Origin of the sequence: Corallococcus sicarius, from assembly GCF_003611735.1 — a bacterium.
Classification (GTDB): Bacteria; Myxococcota; Myxococcia; order Myxococcales; family Myxococcaceae; genus Corallococcus; species Corallococcus sicarius.
The window spans coordinates 112,271-135,761 of the sequence record NZ_RAWG01000001.1 but is presented as its reverse complement, the minus strand read 5'-3'; the positions used below and the strand labels follow the sequence as shown (position 1 = coordinate 135,761).

The 23,491-nt window shown below is 72.0% G+C and carries 1 protein-coding gene (only partly in view); it reads left to right on the top strand.

Translation table 11 applies throughout. From position 1 onward, the window contains the following. Window positions 1–2: 2 nt before the first annotated feature. A protein-coding gene (locus tag D7X12_RS00230) for a non-ribosomal peptide synthase/polyketide synthase (protein ID WP_120623240.1) crosses the window boundary here: on the top strand, window positions 3–23,491 show its 5' portion. Its footprint extends 559 nt past the window's final position; only the first 23,489 of its 24,048 coding nucleotides appear in the window; its start codon is at window positions 3–5; its stop codon lies off the right edge, out of view.

The window sequence follows — 23,491 nt, the reverse complement described above, 5'->3', positions numbered from 1 at the left end:
CCATGCTTTTGGCGAGCCACGCGTCGTCCTATGCCACGTTGCTGGACCTGCTCGACGCGAGGGCCGGGCAGGGGGCGGAGGCGCGGCTCTTCACGTTCCTGGAGGACGGCGAGGAGGCGGTGCTGACGTTCGCGGGGCTGCGCGAGCGGGCGCGGGCGATTGGCGCCGCGTTGCAGGCGCACGGAGGCCCGGGGGAGCGGGTGGTGCTGCTCTATCCGCCCGGGCTGGAGTACGTGGCGGGTTTCTTCGGGTGCCTCGCCGCGGGGGCGGTGGCGGTGCCTGCGTATCCGCCGGATCCGTCGCGGCTGGAGCGCACGCTGCCCAGGCTGCGGGCCATCATCCAGGACGCGCGCGCGACGGTGGTGTTGACGACGTCGTTCGTGCTGTCGATGGCGGAGTTCCTCTTCGAGCAGGCGCCGGAGCTGCGGGACGTGAAGTGGGTGGCGACGGACGCGCTGCCCGCGGACGCCGCGGTGTCCTGGAAGGCGCCGGAGCTGACGGCGGACTCGCTGGCGTTCCTCCAGTACACGTCCGGCTCCACGGGCACGCCCAAGGGCGTGATGCTCACGCACGGGAACCTGCTGCACAACCTGGAGCTCATCCACCACGCCTTCCAGGCGCGGACGGACAGCGTGGGCATCATCTGGCTGCCGCCGTACCACGACATGGGGCTCATCGGCGGCATCCTGGAGCCGCTCTACGGGGGCTTCCACGCGGCGCTGATGTCGCCCCTGAGCTTCCTCAAGCGGCCCATCGCGTGGCTGGAGGCCGTGAGCCGCTTTGGCGGCACCATCAGCGGAGGCCCCAACTTCGCGTTCGACCTCTGCGTGCGCAAGAGCACGCCGGAGCAGCGGCAGGCGTTGGACTTGAGCCGCTGGGAGGTCGCCTTCTGCGGCGCGGAGCCCATCCGGCCGGAGACGCTGGAGCGCTTCCTGGAGGCGTTCGGTCCGAGCGGCTTCCGGCGCGAGGCGTTCTATCCCTGCTACGGGCTGGCGGAGGGGACGCTCATCGTCTCCGGAGGCCAGAAGTCGGCGCCGCCGCTGTCGGTGACGTTGTCGGGCAGCGCGCTGGAGCGGCACCGCGCGGAGGAGGTGGACGCGAACGCGCCCGGCGCCCGGACGCTGGTGGGCTGCGGCCAGACGCTGCTGGAGCAGCGCATCGCCATCGTGGATCCGGACACGCGCGAGCGGCGCGCCCCGGGTGAGGTGGGGGAGATCTGGGTGTCCGGCCCGAGCGTGGCCAGGGGCTACTGGGGCCGCGAGGACGCGACCCAGGACACGTTCCAGGCGCGCATCACCCGCGAGGACTCGCTGCCCTACCTGCGCACGGGGGACCTGGGCTTCCTGCGCCCTGACGGCGAGCTGTACGTCACCGGGCGGCGCAAGGACCTGATCATCCTGCGCGGTCGCAACCACTACCCCCAGGACCTGGAGGCGACGCTGGAGGTGGGCCACCCCGCGCTGCGCCCCGGCAACGGCGCGGTGTTCGCGGTGGACGTGGGCGGCGAGGAGCGCGCGGTCGTCGTGCAGGAGATCGACGTGCGCCGGCTGGGTGGCCTGCGCCAGCAGTTCGAGGCGGCGGACGCGGCCATTGGCAGCATCCGGCAGCGGCTGGCGGAGCTGCACGAGGTGCAGGCGCACGCGGTGGTGCTCATCGAGCCCGGGAGCCTGCCCAAGACGTCCAGCGGCAAGGTGCAGCGGCACGCGTGCCGCACCGCCTTCCTCACCGGCGCGCTGCAGGAGGTGATGGCCTGGAAGGAGTCCCCGCCCGAGCCGTCACCCGAGCCGCCCTCGGGCCCGGGCTCCAGCCCTGCGTCGAAGGCCCCCGCGACCGCCGTGGGCACCGTGGCGCCGGTGACGAAGGCGGGCGCCGAGACGGCGGAGGCGCTGGAGGCGTGGCTGCGCGACGTGGTGGCCCGGCACCTGCGCGTGCGCCGGGAGGAGTTGGATCTCCAGGCGCCGGTGACGCGCTACGGCCTGGACTCGCTGGCGGCGGTGGAGCTGGCGCACGAGGTGACGACGGGCACGGGCCTGACGGTGCCCATGGAGGTGATGCTCCAGGGACCGAGCATCGCGTCCCTGGCGCGGCAGTTGGTCGCGCTGCGGGAGGCGCAGGGGCCGGGGCGCACCGCGCCGCGACGCCTGGATGTGAAGGGCGACCGCGAGGTGTCCTTCGCGCAGGCGCGGTTGTGGTTCCTGGATCAGTACGCGCAGGGTGACGTGGCCTACAACCTCCCCGCGGCGGTGCGGCTGGAAGGGGCGTTGGACGTGGTGGCGCTGGAGGAGAGCCTCGCCGCGCTCGCCGAGCGGCATGAGGCGCTGCGGACCACCTTCCGCGCGGAGGATGGACGGCCGCTCCAGGTCGTCGCCCCGCATGCGGCGCTGCCGTTGGAGCGCGTGTCGTTTGAATCCCTGCCGGAGTCGGAGCGGGAGGCCGCCGCGTCATTGCGGGCGCACGAGGAGGCCCGCCGTCCGTTCGACCTGGCGCGAGGGCCGCTGGTGCGCGCCACGCTGCTGACGTTGGAGCCGCGCACGCACGTGCTGGTGCTGGTGATGCACCACGCGGTGTCGGACGGCACGTCCATGGCGGTGCTGGTGCGCGAGGTGTCCGCGCTCTACGCGGCGCTGCGCGAGGGCCGGCCGACGTCGCTGCCCGAGCTGCCGCTGCGCTATGCCGACTACGCCGACTGGCAGCGCGAAGGGCTCACCGGGCCCGCGCTGGACGCACGGCTGACGTACTGGAAGCAGCAGCTCAAGGGAGCGCCCCGGCTGCTGGAGCTGCCCACGGATCGGCCGCGTCCCGTCGTGCGCGAGGCGCGCGGTGAGCGCCTGCCGGTGGCGCTGGACCGGGCGTTGACGGACTCGGTGCGCACGCTGGCGGTGCGTGAAGGCGTGACGCCCTTCATGGTGCTGCTCGCGGGCTTCCAGGCCGTGCTCGCGCGCCACTCGGGGCAGGACGACGTCAGCGTGGGCACCGCCATCGCGGGGCGGGATCGCGCGGAGTTCCAGGGGCTGGTGGGCTTCTTCGTCAACACGCTGGTGATGCGCACCCGGCTGTCCGGCGCGCCCACGTTCCAGCAGCTGCTGGGCCGCGTGCGGGAGACGGCGCTGGGGGCGTACGCGCACCAGGACGTGCCCTTCGAGAAGCTGGTGGAAGCGCTCCAGCCCGCGCGCGAGCGGGGCCACACGCCGCTGTTCCAGGTGATGTTCATCCTGCAGGGCGCGCAGGTGGGGGCGCCCATGCTGCCGGGCCTCCAGTCGCGCCTCTTGGACGTCCACACCGGCACGGCGATGTTCGACCTGACGCTGTCGCTCTCCGAGTCCACGAAGGGCCTGGAGGGCTGGCTGGAGTACGCCACCGACCTGTTCGACGCGGACTCCGTGGCCCGGCTGGCCGGACACCTGCGCGTGCTGCTCCAGGCCGCGGTCGCGGATCCTTCGCGCCGGGTGGACGCGCTGCCGCTGCTGGACGCGGCCGAGGCGAAGCACCTGCTGACGCTGGCCCAGGGGCCCGTCACCGACTTCCCGGCGGACGCCACCCTCGCGTCGCTCTTCGCGGCGCAGGTCCTCCGCACGCCTGAGGCCGTGGCGCTCATCGTCGGGGATACCCGGCTGACGTACCGCGAGCTGCGGCAGCGGGCGCGGGCCGTGGCGAGGGAGCTGCGCGCGCGGGGCGTGGGCCCGGAGTCCGTGGTGGGCCTGTGCGTGGAGCGCTCCGTGGAGCTGGCGGTGGGGCTGCTGGGCATCCTGGAGGCGGGCGCGGCCTACCTGCCCCTGGACCCCGGGTACCCGCCGGAGCGGCTGGCGCAGATGTGGCAGGACTCGGGCGCGCGGGTGCTGGTGGGACCGCGCCACCTGGACGGTGTGCTGCCCGTGCCGGAGGCACAGCGGCTCGTCCTGGAAGCGGAGCAGGACGCGGGCGCGCTGCCGGCGGGGGACTTCCCGGACGCGGCGCCCCGGCAGACGGACGCGGGGACGCTCGCGTACGTGCTCTACACGTCGGGTTCGACGGGCCGTCCCAAGGGCGTGCTGGTGCCGCACCGGACGGTGATGAACTTCTTCCGCGCGATGGATGCGCACGTGTCCCCGCGCGCGGGCACGTGGCTCGCGGTGACGAGCATCTCGTTCGACATCTCCGTGCTGGAGCTGCTCTGGACGTGGACGCGCGGCTTCCAGGTGGTGCTCGCGCCGGTGGGCCTGGAGCCCGTCGCGCTCGCCCAGACGCTGGAGCGCCACGCGGCCACGCACCTGCAATGCACGCCGTCGTATGCGCGCGCGCTCGCGGAGGAACCTCGCGCGCTGGAGGCGCTCGGCGGGCTGGGGCAGCTGCTGGTGGGCGGTGAAGCACTTCCCGGTGCGCTCGCGGCACGCTTGCGGGCACGCGTTCCAGTATTGCTCAACATGTACGGGCCCACCGAGACGACGGTGTGGTCCTCGACGCACCGCGTGGAGTCGGAGCGCTCCGGAACGGTGTCGTTGGGACGGCCGCTGGCCAACACGGGCCTGCACCTGTTGGACGCGCACCTGCGTCCGGTGCCCATGGGCGTTCCCGGCGAGCTGTTCATCGGGGGCGAGGGCGTGGTGCGCGGCTACCTGGGGCGCGCGGATCTGACAGCGGAGCGCTTCGTACCGGATGCATTCGGTGGGACGCCGGGAGCGCGGCTGTACCGCACGGGAGATCGCGCGCGGTGGCGGACGGACGGGACGTTGGAGTTCCTGGGCCGCGTGGATCACCAGGTGAAGGTGCGGGGCTTCCGCATCGAGCCGGGCGAGGTGGAGTCCGTCCTGGGGCAGCACGCGGGCGTGGCGGCCTCGGTGGTCGTCGCGCGCGAGGACGTGCCGGGCGATGCGCGGCTGGTGGCCTACGTGGTCGCCCGGCCCGGACAGACGCTGGTGGAGTCCGCGCTGCGGGAGCACGCACGGCGCCTGTTGCCGGAGTCGATGGTGCCGTCCACGGTGATGGTGCTGGACGCGCTGCCGCTCACGCCCAACGGCAAGGTGGACCGTGCCGCGCTGCCAGCACCAGAGGCACCGCGCGCGGAGCACGGCTTCGTGGCCCCGGGCACGCCCACGGAGGTGCTGCTCGCGGGGCTGTGGAGCCAGCTGCTGCGCGTGGAGTCGGTGGGGCTGCACGACGACTTCTTCGCGCTCGGCGGCCATTCGCTGCTGGCCACGCGGTTGTCCTCCGCGGTCCGGGCCGCGTTCCAGGTCGAGCTGCCCGTGCGCGAGCTGTTCGACGCGTCCACGCTGGAGGCCCTGGCGGCGCGCATCGATGCCCTCCGTCTGGGGCAGGCCGGGGTGCATGCGCCCGCGCTGCATGCGGTGCCCCGCGAGGGCGCGCTGGTGCCGTCCTTCGCGCAGCAGCGCCTGTGGTTCCTGGAGCAGCTGGAGCCGGGCAATCCCGCGTACCACATCCCCGTGGCGGTGGAGCTGGACGGCGCGTTGGACGTGCACGCGCTGGAGCGCGCGTTCGATGCGCTGGTGCAGCGGCATGAGTCGCTGCGCACGACGCTGGTGGCGCCGGAAGGGCAGCCGTTCCAGGTCGTGGCCGCGCCGTCCCCGGTGCCGCTCGTGGGGCGTGATCTGTCCGCGCGGGAAGACGTGGAGCCGGAGGTGCGGCGCCTGATGGCGGAGGAGGCGCGTCGTCCCTTCGACCTGGCGCGCGGACCGCTGCTGCGCCTCACGCTCCTGAAGTGCGCGCCCACGCGCCACGTGCTGCTGCTCACGATGCACCACGTCGTCTCCGACGGCGGCTCCATGCTGGTGCTGGTGCGGGAAGTGGCCGCGCTCTACGAGGCCTTCGTGTCGGGGCACGCGTCGCCGCTGCCGCCGCTGCCGCTCCAGCCCGCGGACCATGCGGCGTGGCAGCGGGCGTGGCTCCAGGGGGAGCCGCTGGAGGCGCAGCTCGCGTGGTGGCGCGCGAAGCTCGAAGGCGCCCCGCACGTGCTCGCGCTGCCGACGGACCGGCCGCGTCCGGTGGTCCAGTCCGCTGCCGGTGCGACGCTCCCGGTGCACCTGTCTCCCGGGCTGACGGAGGCCGTGCGTGCGCTGGCCCGGCGCGAGGGCGTGACGCCCTTCATGGTGCTGCTGGCGGCGTGGCAGGTGTTGCTGGCGCGCCATGCGGGACAGGACGACGTGCTCGTGGGCACGCCGGTCGCGGGGCGGGATCGCGCGGAGCTGGAAGGGCTCATCGGCCTGTTCGTGAACACGCTCGTGCTGCGGGCGCGGCTGGGTGACGACCCGTCGTTCAGGGAGTTGCTCCAGCAGGTGCGCGAGACGACGCTGGGCGCGTACGCGCATCAGGCGGTGCCGTTCGAGAAGCTGGTGGACGCGTTGCAGCCCCAGCGCGACCTGAGCCGTTCACCGCTGTTCCAGGTGATGCTGGCGCTCCAGGAGGATCCGCTGCCGGAGCTGCGCCTGCCGGGGCTGTCGCTGCGGATCCTGGAGGAGGAGGGCGCGGGCGCGCAGTTCGACCTGAAGCTGTCGCTCACCGACGCGGCCTCCGGCTTCACGGGCACGCTGGAGTACAACACCGACCTCTTCGACGCGGCGACGGCGGCGCGGTGGGCGGAGCACCTGGACGTGCTCCTGACGGCGGCCGTGGCCCATCCGGAGACGCGGGTGAAGTCGCTGCCGCTGATGTCGGGCGCGGAGCGTCACCTGCTGCTGGTGGACTGGAACGCCACGCAGCGCGACTACCCCACGGACGTCACGCTGCACGGGCTGGTGGAGGCCCAGGTCGCGCGCACGCCGGACGCGGTGGCGGTCGACTTCGAGGGCTTGCGGCTCACGTACCGGGAGCTGGATGCCAGGGCGAACCAGCTCGCGCGCTACCTGCGGGAGCGCGGCGTGGGGCCCGAGGTGCGCGTCGGCGTCTGCGCGGAGCGTTCGCTGGAGATGGTGCTCGCGCTCCTGGGCGTGCTCAAGGCGGGCGGCGCGTACGTGCCCATCGACCCGTCGGCACCGGCCGAGCGTCTGTCGTACCAGGTGGAGGACTCGGCGGTGGCGGTGCTGCTCACGCAGCAGCACCTGGTGGACGTGCTCCGCGTGGGGGCCACGCCCGTGGTGTGCCTGGACTCGGATTGGGTCCACGTGGAGCGGTCGTCCGCGGATCCGGTGGTGTCGGGCGTCGGGCCGGAGCACCTGGCGTACGTCATCTACACGTCGGGCAGCACGGGCCGCCCGAAGGGCGCGATGAACACGCACGCGGGCATCTGCAACCGGCTGCTCTGGATGCAGGAGGCCTACGGGCTGGAGCCCCAGGACGTCGTGTTGCAGAAGACGCCCTTCAGCTTCGACGTGTCGGTGTGGGAGTTCTTCTGGCCGCTCATCACCGGGGCGCGGCTGCTGGTCGCGCGGCCCGGGGGGCATCAGGACGCCGCCTACCTGGTGGACGTGATGGCGCGCGAGAGCGTCACGACGCTGCACTTCGTGCCGTCGATGCTCCAGGTGTTCCTGGAGGAGCCGGGGCTGGAGCGCTGCACGGCGCTGCGGCGCGTGGTGTGCAGTGGCGAGGCTTTGCCGCTGGAGTTGAAGGACCGCTGCCTGGAGCGGCTGGGCGTGCCGCTGCACAACCTCTACGGCCCCACGGAGGCCGCGGTGGACGTGACCTTCTGGGCGTGCGAGCGCGACGACGGGCGCCGCAGCGTGCCCATTGGCCGGCCGGTGGCGAACACGCGGATCCTCATCCTGGACGCGGCCCTGGAGCCGGTGCCGGTGGGGCTCGCGGGCGAGCTGTACATCGGCGGTGTGCAGGTGGGCCGTGGCTATCTGGGCCGCCCGTCGCTGACGGCCGAGCGCTTCGTGCCCGACCCGCACGGGGCCCCCGGGACGCGGCTGTACCGCACGGGAGATCAAGCCCGCATCCTGGCGGATGGGAGCATCGAGTACCTGGGCCGCCTGGACTTCCAGGTGAAGGTGCGAGGCTTCCGCATCGAGCTGGGCGAAGTCGAAGCCGCGCTGGGCCAGTGCAAGGGCGTCCGCGAGAGCGTGGTGGTGGTGCGCGAGGACTCGCCGGGCATCAAGCGACTGGTGGCGTACGTCGTGGGCCAGGCCGACGCGCGGGTGTCGGCGGACGAGCTGCGCGCGGAGCTGAAGGCGAGGCTGCCGGAGTACATGGTGCCCGCGACCTTCGTCGTCCTGGAGGCGCTGCCCCTGTCGTCCAACGGCAAGGTGGACCGCAAGGCCCTGCCCGCGCCGGAAGCGAGCACGCAAGCCGTTGAGTCCTACGAAGCGCCGAGGACACGGACGGAAGCCACGCTGGCGGGAGTCTGGGCGCGGGTGCTCGGGGTCGAGCGCGTGGGCGTGCGCGAGAACTTCTTCGCGCTGGGCGGCGACTCCATCCTGAGCATCCAGGTGGTGGCGAAGGCGGGACAGGCGGGCCTGAAGGTGACGCCGAAGCAGCTGTTCCAGCACCCGACGGTGGAGCAGCTGGCGAAGGTGGTGGAGGAAGGGCGCGGGGCGGTTGGAGAGCAGGGCGTGGTGGAAGGCGAAGTGCCCCTGACGCCGATCCAGCGTTGGTTCTTCGAGAAGGAGCTGCCGCAGGCGCACCACTTCAACCAGGCGGTGTTGCTGGAGGCGAAGGAAGGGGTGGAGGCGGAGCGGCTGGAAGAGGCACTGCAAGCGCTGGTGGCGCACCATGACGCGCTGCGGATGCGCTACGTGCGCGGCGCTTCAGGTTGGACGCAGCACGACACCGGCCTGCGGAAGTCGCGGGTGTTGCAGCAGGTGGAGCTGTCCGCGCTGTCCGAAGCGGAGCAGGCCCGGGCGCTCGCGGATGCGGTGGCGCGGACCCAGGCGAGCCTGTCTCTGGAAGAGGGCCTGCTGCTGCGCGCGCTGTTGATGGAGCGCGGCGCGGGCCGGACGTCACGGCTGCTGCTGGTGGTGCACCACCTGGTGGTGGACGGCGTGTCGTGGCGGGTGCTGCTGGAGGACCTGGGCACGGCGTACACGCAGCGGCGAGAGGGCCGCGCGGTGGAGTTGCCGCCCAAGACGACGTCCTTCCAGGCCTGGGCGCGCAAGCTGGAGACGTACGCGCGCGGGCCGGAGCTGGAGAAGGAAGCGGCGTGGTGGCTCTCGCAGGCGCAGGAAGTGCCCGCGCTGCCCGTGGACACGGCGGGCGAGAACACCGTGGCGTCCGCGCGCGGCGTGGTGGTGGGGCTGGACGCGGAAGAGACGCGCGTGCTGCTCCAGGAAGTGCCAGCGGCGTACCGGGCCAGCGTGAATGAAGTGCTGGTGGCGGCGCTGGCGCGGGTGCTGACGCAGTGGACGGGCCAGGCGCAGGTGCGGGTGGACGTGGAAGGCCACGGGCGTGAGGAGCTCTTCGCGGACGTGGACGTGACGCGCACGGTGGGCTGGTTCACCTCGCTGTACCCGGTGGTGCTGGACGTGCCGGGCGCAGGCACGCCCGGAGACACGCTGCGGGCGGTGCGGGACACGCTGCGGCAGGTGCCGGGCAAGGGCGTGGGCTACGGCCTGCTGCGCTACCAGGGCCCCGCGGCGGTGGTGGCGAAGCTGAAGGGGGCGCCGAAGTCGCAGGTGGCCTTCAACTACCTGGGGCAGTTCGACGCGCTGGCGAATGGCGCGGGCGGCTTCACGCTGGCGAAGGAGTCCTCGGGCCCGGCGATGGGGCAGGGCGGGCAGCGAAGCCACGTGCTGGAGGTGAATGGGCTGGTGGTGGGCGGCCGGCTGGAAGTGACGTGGACGTACAGCGAAGCACTGCACACGCGGGCCACGGTGGAAGCGCTGGCGCGGGCGTACACCGAAGCATTGCGGACGCTGGTGACGGGGCGTCAGACGCCGGACGCGTCGAAGTACACGCCGGCCGACTTCCCGCTGGCGAAGCTGGATGCACGCTCGCTCGCGCACGTGCAGTCGAAGGTGGACGACTTCGAGGACATCTACCCGCTGTCGCCGATGCAGCAGGGCATGCTCTTCCACGCGCTGCTGGCGCCGAAGTCGGGCGTGTACTTCGAGCAGCTCTCCTGGGACTTCCACGCCGCCCTGGACACGCAGGCCCTGCGGCGTGCGTGGGAGGAACTGGTGGTGCGCCACGCGGTGCTGCGCACGACGTTCCTCTGGGAGGGGCTGGAGGCTCCGTTGCAGGTGGTGCGCCGTCACTCGGCGCTGCCCTGGCGGGAGCTCGACTGGCGGGACCAGCCAGAAGAGGCGCAGCGGCAGCAGTTGAACACCTTCCTGGAGGAGGACCGCGCCCGGGGCTTCGATCTCGCGGAGGGCCCCTTGCTGCGCATCGCGCTGGTGCGCCTGGACACGAACGTCCACCGGTTCGTCTGGAGCTTCCACCACACGGTGCTCGACGGCTGGAGCATGGCCCTGCTGCTCAAGCAGGTCTTCGCGCTCTACCAGGCGCGGGTGCAGGGCCGCGTGTTGCCCAAGGGGCCCGCGGGCGCGGACTACCGCGACTACATCGCGTGGCTGGGACAGCAGGCTCCGGAGCGCTCGGAAGCGTTCTGGCGCGCGGAGTTCGCCGGCATCCACGCCCCGACGCCGCTTCCGGGTGACACGCACGCTGGAGCGTCGACGCTCGTGCCGGAAGGCCATGGGGAGCGCTCGCTCACCATTTCGTCGGAGACCACCGCCGCGCTCCAGTCCTTCGCGCGGCGTCAGCAGCTCACGCTGAACACGCTGGTGCAGGCGGCGTGGGCCCTGGTGTTGTCACGCCACAGCGGAGAGTCGGAGGTCGTCTTCGGCGTCACCGTGTCGGGAAGGCCCACGGACCTTCCGGGCGTGGAGGACGCTCCAGGCCTGTTCATCAACACCGTGCCCGTGCGCATGCGCGTGCCGGCCGAAGCCCCGGTGATCCGGTGGCTCCAGGACCTTCAGGCGCGTTACACGGAGTCGCGTCCGTACGAGCACGACTCGCTGGTGCGGGTGCAGGGCTTCAGTCAGGTGCCGCGCGGCACGCCGCTGTTCCAGAGCCTCTTCGTCTTCGAGAACTACCCGTTGGACGTGTCGCTCGCGGCGCAGGGCAACCCGCTGGGCATCCGGGACGTGCACGGCGTCGAGCGCAGCAACTATCCGCTGACGGCCTCGGCCATCCCGGGCCCGGAGCTGTCGCTGAAGCTGGCGTACGACCTGCCGCGCTTCGAAGCGGAAGGCATCGAGCGGCTGCTGGGACAGTGGCAGCTGGCGCTGGAAGGACTGGTGGCGTCAGAGCAGGGGCGCGTCGCGGCGGTGGACGTGCTGTCCGCCGAGGAGAAGCAGCGCGTCCTGGTGGCCTGGAACCAGACGGCCTCGGTGTACCCGCGCGAGGCGAGCATCGGGGACATCTTCTCCGCGCAGGTCGCGAGGCGTCCGGAGGCGGTGGCGCTGGAGGCGGGTGACGAGAAGCTGACGTACGCGCAGCTGGATGCGCGGGCGAACCAGTTGGCGCACCTGCTGCGGGCACGAGGCGTGGGCCCGGAGTCGCGGGTGGCGCTGTGCCTGGAGCGCGGCGTGGAACTGGTGGTCGCGCTGCTGGGCATCCTCAAGGCCGGCGGGGCGTACGTGCCGCTGGAGGCGGACTACCCGCGCGAGCGGCTGGCCTCCATGCTCATGGATGCGGCGCCGCGCGTGCTGGTGACGACGCGCGCGTTGGGCGAGCGGTTGCCGGTGGACGGGCTGGACGTGGTGCGCGTGGAGGAGGTGCGGGAGGAGCTGTCCCGTCAGCCGACGCACACGCCTGCAGCGGGTGTGGGCGGGAGCAACCTCGCGTACGTGGACTTCACGTCGGGGAGCACGGGCAAGCCGAAGGGCGTGTGCACGGTGCACTCGGGTGTGCTGCGCACGGTGCTGGACACCAACTACGCGCGTCTGGGCGAGGGCGATGCGTTCCTGCTGATCGCGCCCGTGTCCTTCGACGCGTCGACGCTGGAGGTCTGGGGCCCGCTGCTGAACGGCGCGCGACTGGTGGTGTACCCGCCGGTGCCGGTGGGAGATGTGAAGGCGCTGGAAGGGGTGCTGAAGCGCCATGGCGTGACGGTGCTGCACCTGACGGCGGGCCTCTTCACGCAGATGGTGGACGGCAACCTGGAAGGGTTGCGCGGGGTGAAGCAGCTGCTCACGGGTGGCGACGTGGTGTCGGCGCCGCACGTGAAGCGGGCGCTGGAGGTGTTGGGCGTGACGGTGACGGCCTGCTACGGGCCGACGGAGGGCACGCTCTTCACCAGCTGCCACCGGATGCGGACGGTGGAGGACGTGGGCGTGGCGGTGCCCATTGGCCGGCCCATTGGCGACACGCAGGTGTACGTGCTGGACGGGCGCGGGCAGCCGGTGCCCGTGGGCGCGGCGGGCGAGCTGTACGCGGCGGGTGACGGTCTGGCGCGCGGCTACCTGGGCCGGCCGGAGCTGACGGCGGCGGCGTTCCTCCCCAATCCCTTCGGCCCTGCTGGCAGCCGCATGTACCGCACGGGCGACCTGGCGCGGTGGCGCGCGGACGGCGTGCTGGAGTTCCTGGGGCGCGGCGACACGCAGGTGAAGGTGCGGGGCTTCCGCGTGGAGCTGGCGGAAGTGGAGGCGGCGCTGGGCCGCTGCGAGGGCGTCCGCGAGAACGTGGTGATGGCGCGCGGCGAGGGCTCGGGCACGAAGCGGCTGGTCGCATACGTGGTGGGCGACCACCTGGACGTGGCCCGCGTGCGCGCGGCGATGAAGGCCCAGGTGCCGGAGTACATGGTGCCGTCGGCCTTCGTCGTGTTGCCGGCGATGCCGCTTACCGCCAACGGCAAGGTGGACCGCAAGGCCCTGCCGGAGCCGAAAGACGCAGGCGTGGAGGTCTCGGGCGCGTACGTGGCACCGAGGACGCCGACGGAGGAGGTGCTCGCGGGCGAGTGGGCGCGCGTGCTGGGCGTCGCGAGGGTGGGCGCGCGGGACGACTTCTTCGAGCTGGGCGGCCACTCGCTGCTGGCGACGCAGGCCATCTCGCGCATCCGCACCACCTTCGGCGTGGAGCTGCCGCTGCGGGCCCTCTTCGAAGCGCCCACCGTCGTGGACCTGGCGGCGCGGATCGACGATGCCCGGCGCGGAGCGACGTCGGACGTGCGACCGCCGCTGGTCGCCCGACACTGGGAGGGCGCGGCGCCGGTGTCGTTCGCGCAGCAGCGGCTGTGGTTCATCGATCAGTTCGAGCCGGGAAGCGCCTCCTACAACATCCCCGCCGCCGTCCGGCTGGAGGGGGAGCTGGACGTGTCGGCGCTGGAGCGCGGCCTGCAGGCGCTCATCCGCCGTCATGACACGCTGCGGACCCTCATCCGCGCGGATGAAGGCCATCCCGCGCAGATCGTGATGCCGGACTGGGAGCTGCCCCTCACGCTCGTGGACGTGTCGGCGCTGCCCGAAGCGGAGCGTGAAGTCGAGGCCCGCAGGATTGCAGGCGATGAAGCCCGCCGTCCGTTCCAGCTCGCGCGAGGGCCGCTCTTCCGCAGCGCGCTGGTGCGGCTCGCGGAGCGACAGCATGACCTGTTGCTGACGATGCACCACATCGTCTCCGACGGCTGGTCCATGGGCGTCCTCGTGCGCGAGCTGACCGCGCTCTACGAGGCATTCCGCACGGACAAGCCCTCGACGCTGCCTGCGCTGCCGGTGCAGTACGCGGACTACGCGGCGTGGCAGCGAGGCTGGTTGCAGGGAGAGGCGCTCCAGGCGCAGCTCTCGTGGTGGACGCGGCAGTTGGAAGGCGCGCCGTCCGCGCTGGAGCTGACGACCGACCGGCCCCGTCCGGCGGTCCAGTCCTTCCGGGGCGCGCGGCGGCCCGTGGTGCTGAGCGCCGCGCTGTCCGAGTCCCTGAGGGTCCGTAGCCGGAGCGAGGGCGTGACGTCGTTCATGCTGCTGCTCGCGGCGTGGCAGGTGCTGCTGTCGCGCTACAGCGGGCAGGACGACATCAGCGTGGGCACGCCCATCGCGGGGCGCAACCGTACGGAGCTGGAAGGTCTCATCGGCTTCTTCGTCAACACGCTCGTGCTGCGGACGCGGTTCGACGGCGAGCCCACGTTCCGCGACGTGCTGGCGCGGGTGCGCGAGGCGACGCTCGGAGCCTTCACGCACCAGGAGGTCCCTTTCGAGAACCTGGTGGAAGCGCTGAGCCCGGAGCGGGACCTGCGCCGTTCGCCGTTGTTCCAGGTGATGTTCGCGCTCCAGCAGGAGGCACTGTCCGAACAGCAGCTGCCCGGGTTGTCCCTGCGTCCGCTCGACGCGGATGACCGCACGGCCAAGTACGAGCTGACGCTGTCGCTGTCGGACACGCCCGCGGGGTTCGCGGGGTCGATTGAGTACAACACCGACCTGTTCGACGCGGCGACGGTGGCGCGGATGGCAGGGCACCTGGAGGTGCTGCTGACGGCCATCGCCGCGGATCCGGACGCGAAGGTGGGGCGGCTCCCGCTGCTGACGGCGGAGGAGCGGCAGCGGCAGGTGGTGGCGTGGAATGCGACGCGCACGGCGTACCCGCGCGAGCAGTGCATCCACACGCTGGTGACGGCGCAGGTGGAGCGCACCCCCGACGCGTTGGCGCTGCACTTCGCTGGAGCGCAGCGGACGTTCCGGCAGGTGGAGACGCGGGCGAACCAGCTCGCGCACCGGCTGCGGAAGCTGGGCGTGGGGCGCGGCTCGCGCGTGGGCCTGTGCGTGGAGCGCGGCGTGGGGATGGTGGAGGGGATGCTGGGCATCCTCAAGGCCGGCGCCGCATACGTGCCGCTGGACGCGAGCTACCCGCCCGAGCGGCTGGCCTTCATGGTGCGGGACGCTGGCGTGGAAGTCCTGGTGACGCAGGCGTCGCTACGAGGCGCGCTGCCGGAAGGCCCGTCGCGGGTGGTGGACCTGGACGAAGGCTCGCTGGATGCGGAGCCGACGCACGCGCCGGAGAGCGGCGTGGAGGCGGAAGAACCGGCCTACGTCATCTACACGTCCGGCAGCACGGGGACGCCCAAGGGCGTCTGGGTCCCGCACCGGGCGGTGGTTCGACTGTTGGTGGAGACGAACTTCATCCAGCTGACGGCCGAGGACCGCATCGCGCAGGCGTCGAATGCCTCGTTCGACGCGGCGACGTTCGAGGTCTGGGGTGCGCTGTTCCACGGTGCGCGGCTGGTGGGCGTGACGCGGGATGTGGCCCTGTCGCCCGCGGCGTTCGCGGCCTATCTGCGCAATGAGCGCATCAGCACGCTCTTCGTCACGACCGCGCTCTTCAACCAGTTGGTGGCGCAGTCCGCGGAGACGTTCCAGACGTTGCGCCAGCTCCACGTGGGCGGCGAGGCGGTGGATCCGGGGGCGATGCGCACGGTGCTCGCGCGTGGAGCGCCCGGCAAGCTGATGAACGTCTACGGCCCTACGGAGAGCACCACGTTCGCCACGTGGCACGAGGTGACAGAGGTTCCCGGGGACGCGTTGACGGTGCCCATCGGGAAGGCGCTGTCCAACACGGAGCTGTACGTCCTGGACACGCGGCTTCAGCCCGTGCCCGTCGGTGTTCCCGGCGAGCTGTACATCGGCGGCGACGGTCTGGCGCTGGGCTACCTGGGGCGGCCGGCGCTGACGGCGGAGAAGTTCGTGCCGCACCCGTTCAGCTCGCGGCAGGGGGCCCGGCTGTACCGCACGGGCGACCTCGTGAAGCAGTCACCGGGCGGAGCGGTGATCTTCCTGGGCCGCCTGGACTCGCAGGTGAAGGTGCGCGGCTTCCGCATCGAGCTGGGCGAAGTCGAAGCGGCGCTGATCCAGCGCGAGGACGTGCGCGAGAGCGTGGTGGTGGTGCGCGAGGACACGCCGGGCCACCGCCGGCTGGTGGCGTACGTCGTGGGACAGCCCGGCACGGGAGTGACGGCGGAAGGCTTGCGCGCGGACCTGAAGGCGAGGCTGCCGGAGTACATGGTGCCCGCGGCCTTCGTCGTCCTGGACGCGCTGCCGCTGACCCCCAACGGCAAGGTGAACCGCAAGGCCCTGCCCGCGCCGGAGCAGGTGGGGTCCGCGGACGAGTCGTACGACGCACCGAAGTCGAGGACCGAAGAGACCCTGGCGGCCGTGTGGGCCCGGGTGCTGGGCGTGGCGAGGGTGGGCGTGCGCGAGAACTTCTTCGCGCTGGGCGGCGACTCCATCCTGAGCATCCAGGTGGTGGCGAAGGCAGGGCAGGCAGGCCTGAAGGTGACGCCGAAGCAGCTGTTCCAGCACCCGACGGTGGAGCAGCTGGCGAAGGTGGTGGAGGAGGGGCGCGGGGCGGTTGGAGAGCAGGGCGTGGTGGAAGGCGAAGTGCCCCTGACGCCGATCCAGCGCTGGTTCTTCGAGAGGGAGCTGCCGGAGGCGCACCACTTCAACCAGGCGGTGCTGCTGGAGGCGAAGGAAGGGGTGGAGGCGGAGCGGTTGGAGGAGGCGCTGCGGGCGCTCGTCACCCACCACGATTCGCTGCGGATGCGCTACGCGCGCGGCGACGCGGGTTGGACGCAGCACAACGCCGGCCTTGGAAACGGGGCCCTGTTGCAGCGGCTCGACCTGTCCTCACTCGCGGAGGATGAGGCGGCCCAGAGTGATGCGCTGGCGGTTGCCGCGAAGGAACTCCAGCAGGGACTTCGGTTGGAGGAAGGCCTGCTGTTGCGCGCGCTGCTGATGGAGCGCGGAGCGGGCAAGACGTCACGGCTGCTGCTGGTGGTGCACCACCTGGTGGTGGACGGCGTGTCGTGGCGGGTGCTGCTGGAGGACCTGGGCACGGCGTACGCGCAGCGGCGAGAGGGCCGCGCGGTGGAGTTGCCGCCCAAGACGACGTCCTTCCAGGCCTGGGCGCGCAAGCTGGAGGCGTACGCGCGCGGGCCGGAACTGGAGAAGGAAGCGGCGTGGTGGCTCTCGCAGGCGCAGGATGTGCCCGCGCTGCCCGTGGACACGACGGGTGAGAACACCGTGGCGTCGGCGCGCGGCGTGGTGGCGGGGCTGGACGCGGAAGAGACGCGGGTGCTGCTCCAGGAGGTGCCGGCGGCATACCGGGCCAGCGTGAATGAAGTGCTGGTGGCGGCGCTGGCGCGGGTGCTGACGCAGTGGACGGGCCAGGCGCAGGTGCGGGTGGACGTGGAGGGCCACGGCCGCGAGGAGCTCTTCGCGGACGTGGACGTGACGCGCACGGTGGGCTGGTTCACCTCGCTGTACCCGGTGGTGCTGGACGTGCCGGGCGCAGGCACGCCCGGAGACACGCTGCGGGCGGTGCGAGACACGCTGCGGCAGGTGCCGGGCAAGGGCGTGGGCTACGGCCTGCTGCGCTACCAGGGCCCGGCGGCGGTGGTGGCGAAGCTGAAGGGGGCGCCCAAGGCCCAGGTGGCCTTCAACTACCTGGGGCAGTTCGACGCGCTGGCGAATGGCGCGGGGGGCTTCACGCTGGCGAAGGAGTCCTCGGGCCCGGCGATGGGGCAGGGCGGCCAGCGAAGCCATGTGCTGGAGGTGAATGGGCTGGTGGTGGGGGGCCGGCTGGAAGTGACGTGGACGTACAGCGAAGCACTGCACACGCGGGCCACGGTGGAAGCGCTGGCGCGGGCGTACACCGAAGCATTGCGGACGCTGGTGGCGGGCCGTCAGACGCCGGACGCGGCGAAGTACACGCCGGCCGACTTCCCGCTGGCGAAGCTGGATGCACGCTCACTCGCGCGAGTGCAGGCCGTGACGACGGACCTGGAGGACATCTACCCGCTGTCGCCGATGCAGCAGGGCATGCTCTTCCACGCGCTGCTGGCGCCGAAGTCGGGCGTGTACTTCGAGCAGCTCTCCTGGGCCTTCCATGCGCAGCTGGACGCGCGAGCGCTGCGGCGTGCCTGGGAAGCGTTGGTGGCACGCAACGCGGTGCTGCGCACGACGCTCCTCTGGGAGGGGCTGGACGCGCCGTTGCAGGTGGTGCGCCGTCAGGCGGCGCTGCCGTGGGCGGAGCTGGATTGGAGCGGCCAGTCCCCCGAGGCGCAGCGGCAGCAACTGGACACGTTCCTGGAAGAGGACCGCGCCCGGGGCTTCGACCTCGTGGCGGGCCCGCTGCTGCGCGTGGCGCTGGTGCGCCTGGACACGAACGTCCACCGGCTCATCTGGAGCTTCCACCACACCCTGCTCGACGGTTGGAGCCTGGGCCTGGTGATGCAGGACCTGTTCGGGTTCTACGACGCCTTCACGCGCGAGCAGCCCGCGCTGGCCACGGCGCGACCCGCGTTCCGGGACTACATCGAATGGCTGGGGCGGCAGGAGCCGGCCCGCTCCGAGGCGTTCTGGCGCGAGCGGCTCGCGGGCTTCACCGCTCCCACGCCGCTGCCCCTGGACAAGGGCGCGGGCTTCAACGACAGCGAGGCGGTCCACCAGCACGGCTCGCAAGAGATCGCCCTCCTGGCGGAGACCACCTCCGCGCTGGAGTCCTTCGCGCGTCGCCACCAGCTCACGCTGGGCGCGGTGGTGCAGGGCGCATGGGCGCTGCTGCTGAGCCGCTACAGCGGTGAGCAGGACGTCGTCTTTGGCACCACCGTCTCGGGTCGCCCCTCGGAGCTTCCGGGGGTGGAGGGGATGATGGGCCTGTTCATCAACTCCCTTCCGCTGCGCGTGCGGATCGCGCCGGAAGACACGCTGGTGTCCTGGCTGCGCGGCATCCAGACGCAGCAGGTGGCGCTGAGCGCCCATGAGCACTGCCCGCTGGTCCAGGTACAGGGCTGGAGCGAGCTGCCCCGTGGACAGCCGCTCTTCGAGAGCCTCGTCGTTGTCGAGAACTACCCCATCGACGAGGCCATCCAGCAGCGGGCCCGCGGCCTGGACGTGCGCGACTTCGAGGGCCGCGAGCGGCTGACGCTGCCGCTGGCCCCCGCGGTGTTGCCCGGTGAGAAGCTGGGCCTGCGCCTGTCCTACCAGTTGTCGCGCTTCGACGCGGAAGCCATCACCCGCTTGATGGGCCACTGGCGCACGGTGCTGGAGGGCATCGCCGTCGCTGCTCCCGACGCCCACGTCCGCGACCTCTCGCTGCTCACGCAGGACGAACGGCACCAGGTGCTGAAGGGCTGGAACACCGCCGTCGCGCCGCTGGAGGAGGAGGCTTCGCTGCACGGCCTCTTCGAGGCGCAGGCGGAGCGCACGCCGGACGGCGTCGCCGTGGAGCTGGGCGACACGCGTTGGACGTACGGCGAGCTGAACGCGCGCGCCAACCAGCTGGCCCGCCAGCTGAAGCTCCTCGGCGTGGGGCCGGAGGTCCGCGTGGGCGTGTGCCTGGAGCGCTCCCCCGAGCTGCTGATGGCATTGCTCGGCATCCTCAAGGCGGGCGGGGCCTACGTGCCCATGGATCCGGACTACCCGTCGCACCGGCTCGCGTTCCTGCTGGAGGATTCGCGGGTGCCGGTGCTCGTCACCCGCGAGTCCATCGCGGACGAGCTGCCCTCGCGTGGAGAGCAGCTGCTCTGCGTGGACTCCGACGCCGCGAGCCTCGCGCGCCAGGGCACGGGCAACCTGGGCACCTTCGCCGGGGGGCGTCACCTGGCGTACGTCATCTACACGTCGGGCAGCACGGGCCAGCCGAAGGGCACCCTCGTCGAGCACCGGGGCATCGTCAACACGCTGGTCCACGCCGTGCGGGACTTCGACGTGGGGCCCGGCACGCGCACGCTCCAGTTCGTGTCGATGAGCTTCGACGTGTCGCTGCTGGAGATCTTCTCCACGCTCGCGGCCGGTGGGACCCTGGTGCTGGCGCCTCGCGAGGCCCTGCAGCCCGGCCCCGAACTCGCGCGACTGATGCGTGAGCGCAACATCACCACCTCTGTGCTGCTGCCCTCCACGCTGGCGGTGCTGTCCCCCGAGGACTTCCCCACGCTCCAGACGGTGGTGACGGGCGCGGAGGCGTGCTCGGCGGAGTTGATGGACCGCTGGGCGGCCGGTCGCCGCTTCGTGAACTCCTACGGTCCCACCGAGGCGAGCATCACGGTGACGAGCGCGGTCTGCGCACCGGGCTCCGGGACGCCGCCCATTGGCCGGCCGTATCCGAACGTGCGCGCCTACGTGCTGGATGGGACGCGCGCGCCCGTGCCCGTGGGCATCGCGGGAGAGCTGTTCATCGGAGGCGTCGGCGTGGGCCGGGGCTACCTGGGCCGGCCGGAGCAGACGGCGGAGCGCTTCGTGCCGGATCCGTTCAGCCCGGAGCCGGGGGCGCGGCTGTACCGGACGGGCGACCTGGTCCGCTACCGCGCGGACGGAGCGCTGGAGTTCGTTGGCCGCACCGACCACCAGGTCAAGGTGCGCGGCTTCCGCATCGAGCTGGGCGAGATCGAAGCGGTGCTCGCGGGCGCGGGCTCGGTGCGCGAGGCCGTGGTGCTCGCCCGCCAGGACGTGCCCGGAGACCGGCGCCTCGTGGCCTACGTCGTGGCCCAGGAGGACGAGACGGTGGACGTGGCCGCGCTGCGCCGCCACCTGGACGAGAAGCTGCCCGAACACATGGTGCCGTCCGCGTTCGTGGTCCTGGACGTGATGCCGCTCACCCCGAACGGCAAGGTGGACCGCAAGGCCCTGCCCGCGCCGGACGCGGTGCGCTCGGAGCAGGGGCCGACGTATGTCGCGCCCCGCACGCCGGTGGAGGAGACGCTGGCCGCGACCTGGCGCGAGCTGCTGGGCGTGTCCCAGGTCGGCATCCACGACGACTTCCTGGAGCTGGGAGGCCACTCGCTGCTGGCCACGCAGGCCATCTCGCGGATCCGCGCCGCGCTCGGCGTGGAGTTGCCGCTGCGTGCGCTGTTCGAAGCCCCCACCGTGGCCGCGCTCGCCCTGCGGGTGGAGGCCGCCCGTGCGCAGGTATCGCCCAGGGTGCCCGCGCTGAAGGCGGCGCCGCGCACCGGCCCGTTGCCGCTGTCGTTCGCGCAGCAGCGGTTGTGGTTCCTGGAGCAGTTGGAGCCGCAAGGCGCGCTCTACAACATTCCGAGCCTCCTGAAGCTGGAGGGGGCCCTGGACGTGAGCGCGCTGGAGCACGCGTTCAACGCCCTCATCCACCGGCACGAAGGCTTGCGGACGACGTTCCACGCCGAGGACGGAAAGCCCTTCCAGCGCATCTCCGCAGCGCCCGCCTTCCCGCTGGCGGTGGTGGACCTGCGCGGTCTGGACGAGGCCGGCCGTGAGCCGGAGGCCTGGCGACGGGCCCGGGCCGAAGCCCAGCGACCGTTCGAGCTGAGCCACGGTCCGCTCCTGCGCGTCACGTTGCTGCGCATGGCGGAGCGGGAGCACCTGCTGCTCCTGACGATGCACCACATCGTGTCCGACGGCTGGTCCGCGGGAGTGCTGGTGCGGGAGCTTGTCGCCCTCTATGCCGCGCGCATCGAGCAGCGAGAGGCCGTCCTGCCCGAGCTGCCGTTGCAGTACGCGGACTACGCGGTGTGGCAGCGCGGCTGGCTCCAGGGCGAGGCGTTGGAGGAGCAGGTCGGCTGGTGGCGGCGCGAACTGGAAGGAGCCCCGGCAGCGCTGGAGCTGCCGACGGACAAGGTGCGGCCGGCGGCGCCCACGGCGATGGGTGGCTCGGTGTCCGTGCGGTGGTCGAAGTCGCTGACGGATGCGCTGAGGGCGCTGGGACGCAAGGAAGGCGCGACGCCGTTCATGGTGCTGCTCGCGGCCTGGCAGGTGTTGTTGTCGCGCTACAGCGGCCAGGGCGACATCAGCGTGGGCACGCCCGTGGCGGGCCGCACCCAGTCGGAGGTGGAAGGGCTCATCGGCCTGTTCCTCAACACGCTGGTGCTGCGCACGCGGCTGACTCCGGCCGACAGGTTCCGCGAGGTGCTCGGGCGCGTGAAGGAGACGACGCTGGGAGCGTTCGCGCACCAGCAGGTGCCTTTCGAGCGGTTGGTGGATGCCTTGCGCCCGGAGCGCGACCTGGGCCGCACGCCGCTGTTCCAGGCGATGCTCGTGCTCAACACCGAGGTCGACACCGAGCTGACGCTGCGCGACCTGAAGCTGCGCCGCCTGGAGCTGGAGAACCAGCAGGCCAAGTTCGACCTGAACCTGTCGCTGAGTGATGCGCCGGAGGGTTTCCAGGGCGCGTTGACGTACAGCACGGACCTGTTCGAACGCTCCACGGTGGAGCGGATGGTGGAGCACCTGCGGGTGCTGCTGGAGGGCATCGCCGCGAACCCGGACGTGTCCGTGGGAGCCCTTCCGTTGATGGAGGAGGGCGAGCGTCAACGGGTCTTGAAGACCTGGAACCAGACGGCGGAGGCGGTGCCGTCGGAGTGCATCCACTCGCTGTTTGAAGCGCAGGTGGAGCGCGTGCCCGGAGCCGTGGCGGTGGTGGCGGAGGGCCGTCAGCTCACCTACGCGGAGCTGGACGCCCGAGCCAACGGAGTGGCGAAGCGACTGCGAGCCCTGGGCGTGGGGCCCGAGGTGCTGGTGGGCCTCTACGTGGAGCGCACCGTGGAGTCCATCGTGGGCATGCTCGGCATTCTCAAGGCCGGGGGTGGATACGTGCCCATGGACACGTCCTTCCCCACGGCGCGAGTGAAGGCGATTGCCGAGGATGCGGGGCTGCGAGTGGTGGTGACGCAGCGGGTGTTCGCGGGAGCGGTGGCGAACCTGGGGTGCCAGACGCTGATCGTGGAGGAGGTGTCCGCGGATACGGCGCGCGTGGAGTCGGGCGTGCGGAGTGAAAACCCGGTGTACGCCATCTTCACGTCAGGCAGCACGGGGCGGCCGAAGGGCGTGGTGGTGGAGCACCGGCAGCTGGCCAACTACGTGGAGAGCATCCGAGGCCGGCTGAAGCTGACGGAGGGAATGAGCTTCGCGTCGGTGACGACGCTGGCGGCGGACCTGGGGCACACGGCCGTCTTCCCGATGCTGTGCGGGGGCGGGACGCTGCACCTCGTGGCGAAGGACGTGGCCTCGGACGCGGAAGCGCTGGGTGCGTACATGCAGGAGCACCGGGTGGAGGGCCTGAAGGTGGTGCCCTCGCACCTGCGGGCGCTGCTGAGTGGACCGAATGCGAAGCAGGTGCTGCCGCTGAAGCGACTGGTGGTGGGCGGCGAGGCGTCGGACCGGGCGCTGGTGGAGGCGGTGCGGAGGCTTGCGCCGGAGTGCGCCGTCTTCAACCACTACGGCCCGACGGAGACGACGGTCGGCGTGCTGACGAACCCCGTGGAGGGCACGTGGGATGAAGGCGCGGCGACGCTGGCGCTGGGCCGGCCGATTGGCAATGCACGGATGTACGTGCTGGACGCGAGCGGGCGTCCGGTGCCGCGAGGGGTGGCGGGAGAGCTGTACGTGGGCGGCGCGGTGGTGACGCGCGGGTACGCGGGGCGTCCGGAACTCACGGCGGAGCGGTACGTGCCGGATGCGTACAGCGAGGAGCCCGGAGCGCGGCTGTACCGGACGGGAGACAAGGTCCGGCAGCGGGAGGACGGGAAGCTGGAGTTCCTCGGCCGCGTGGACTTCCAGCTGAAGGTGCGCGGCTACCGCGTGGAGCTGGGTGAAGTGGAGGCGGGGCTTGCCGCCTGCGAAGGCGTGCGCGAAGCGGTGGTGGTGGCGCGCGAGGACGTGCCTGGGGACAAGCGACT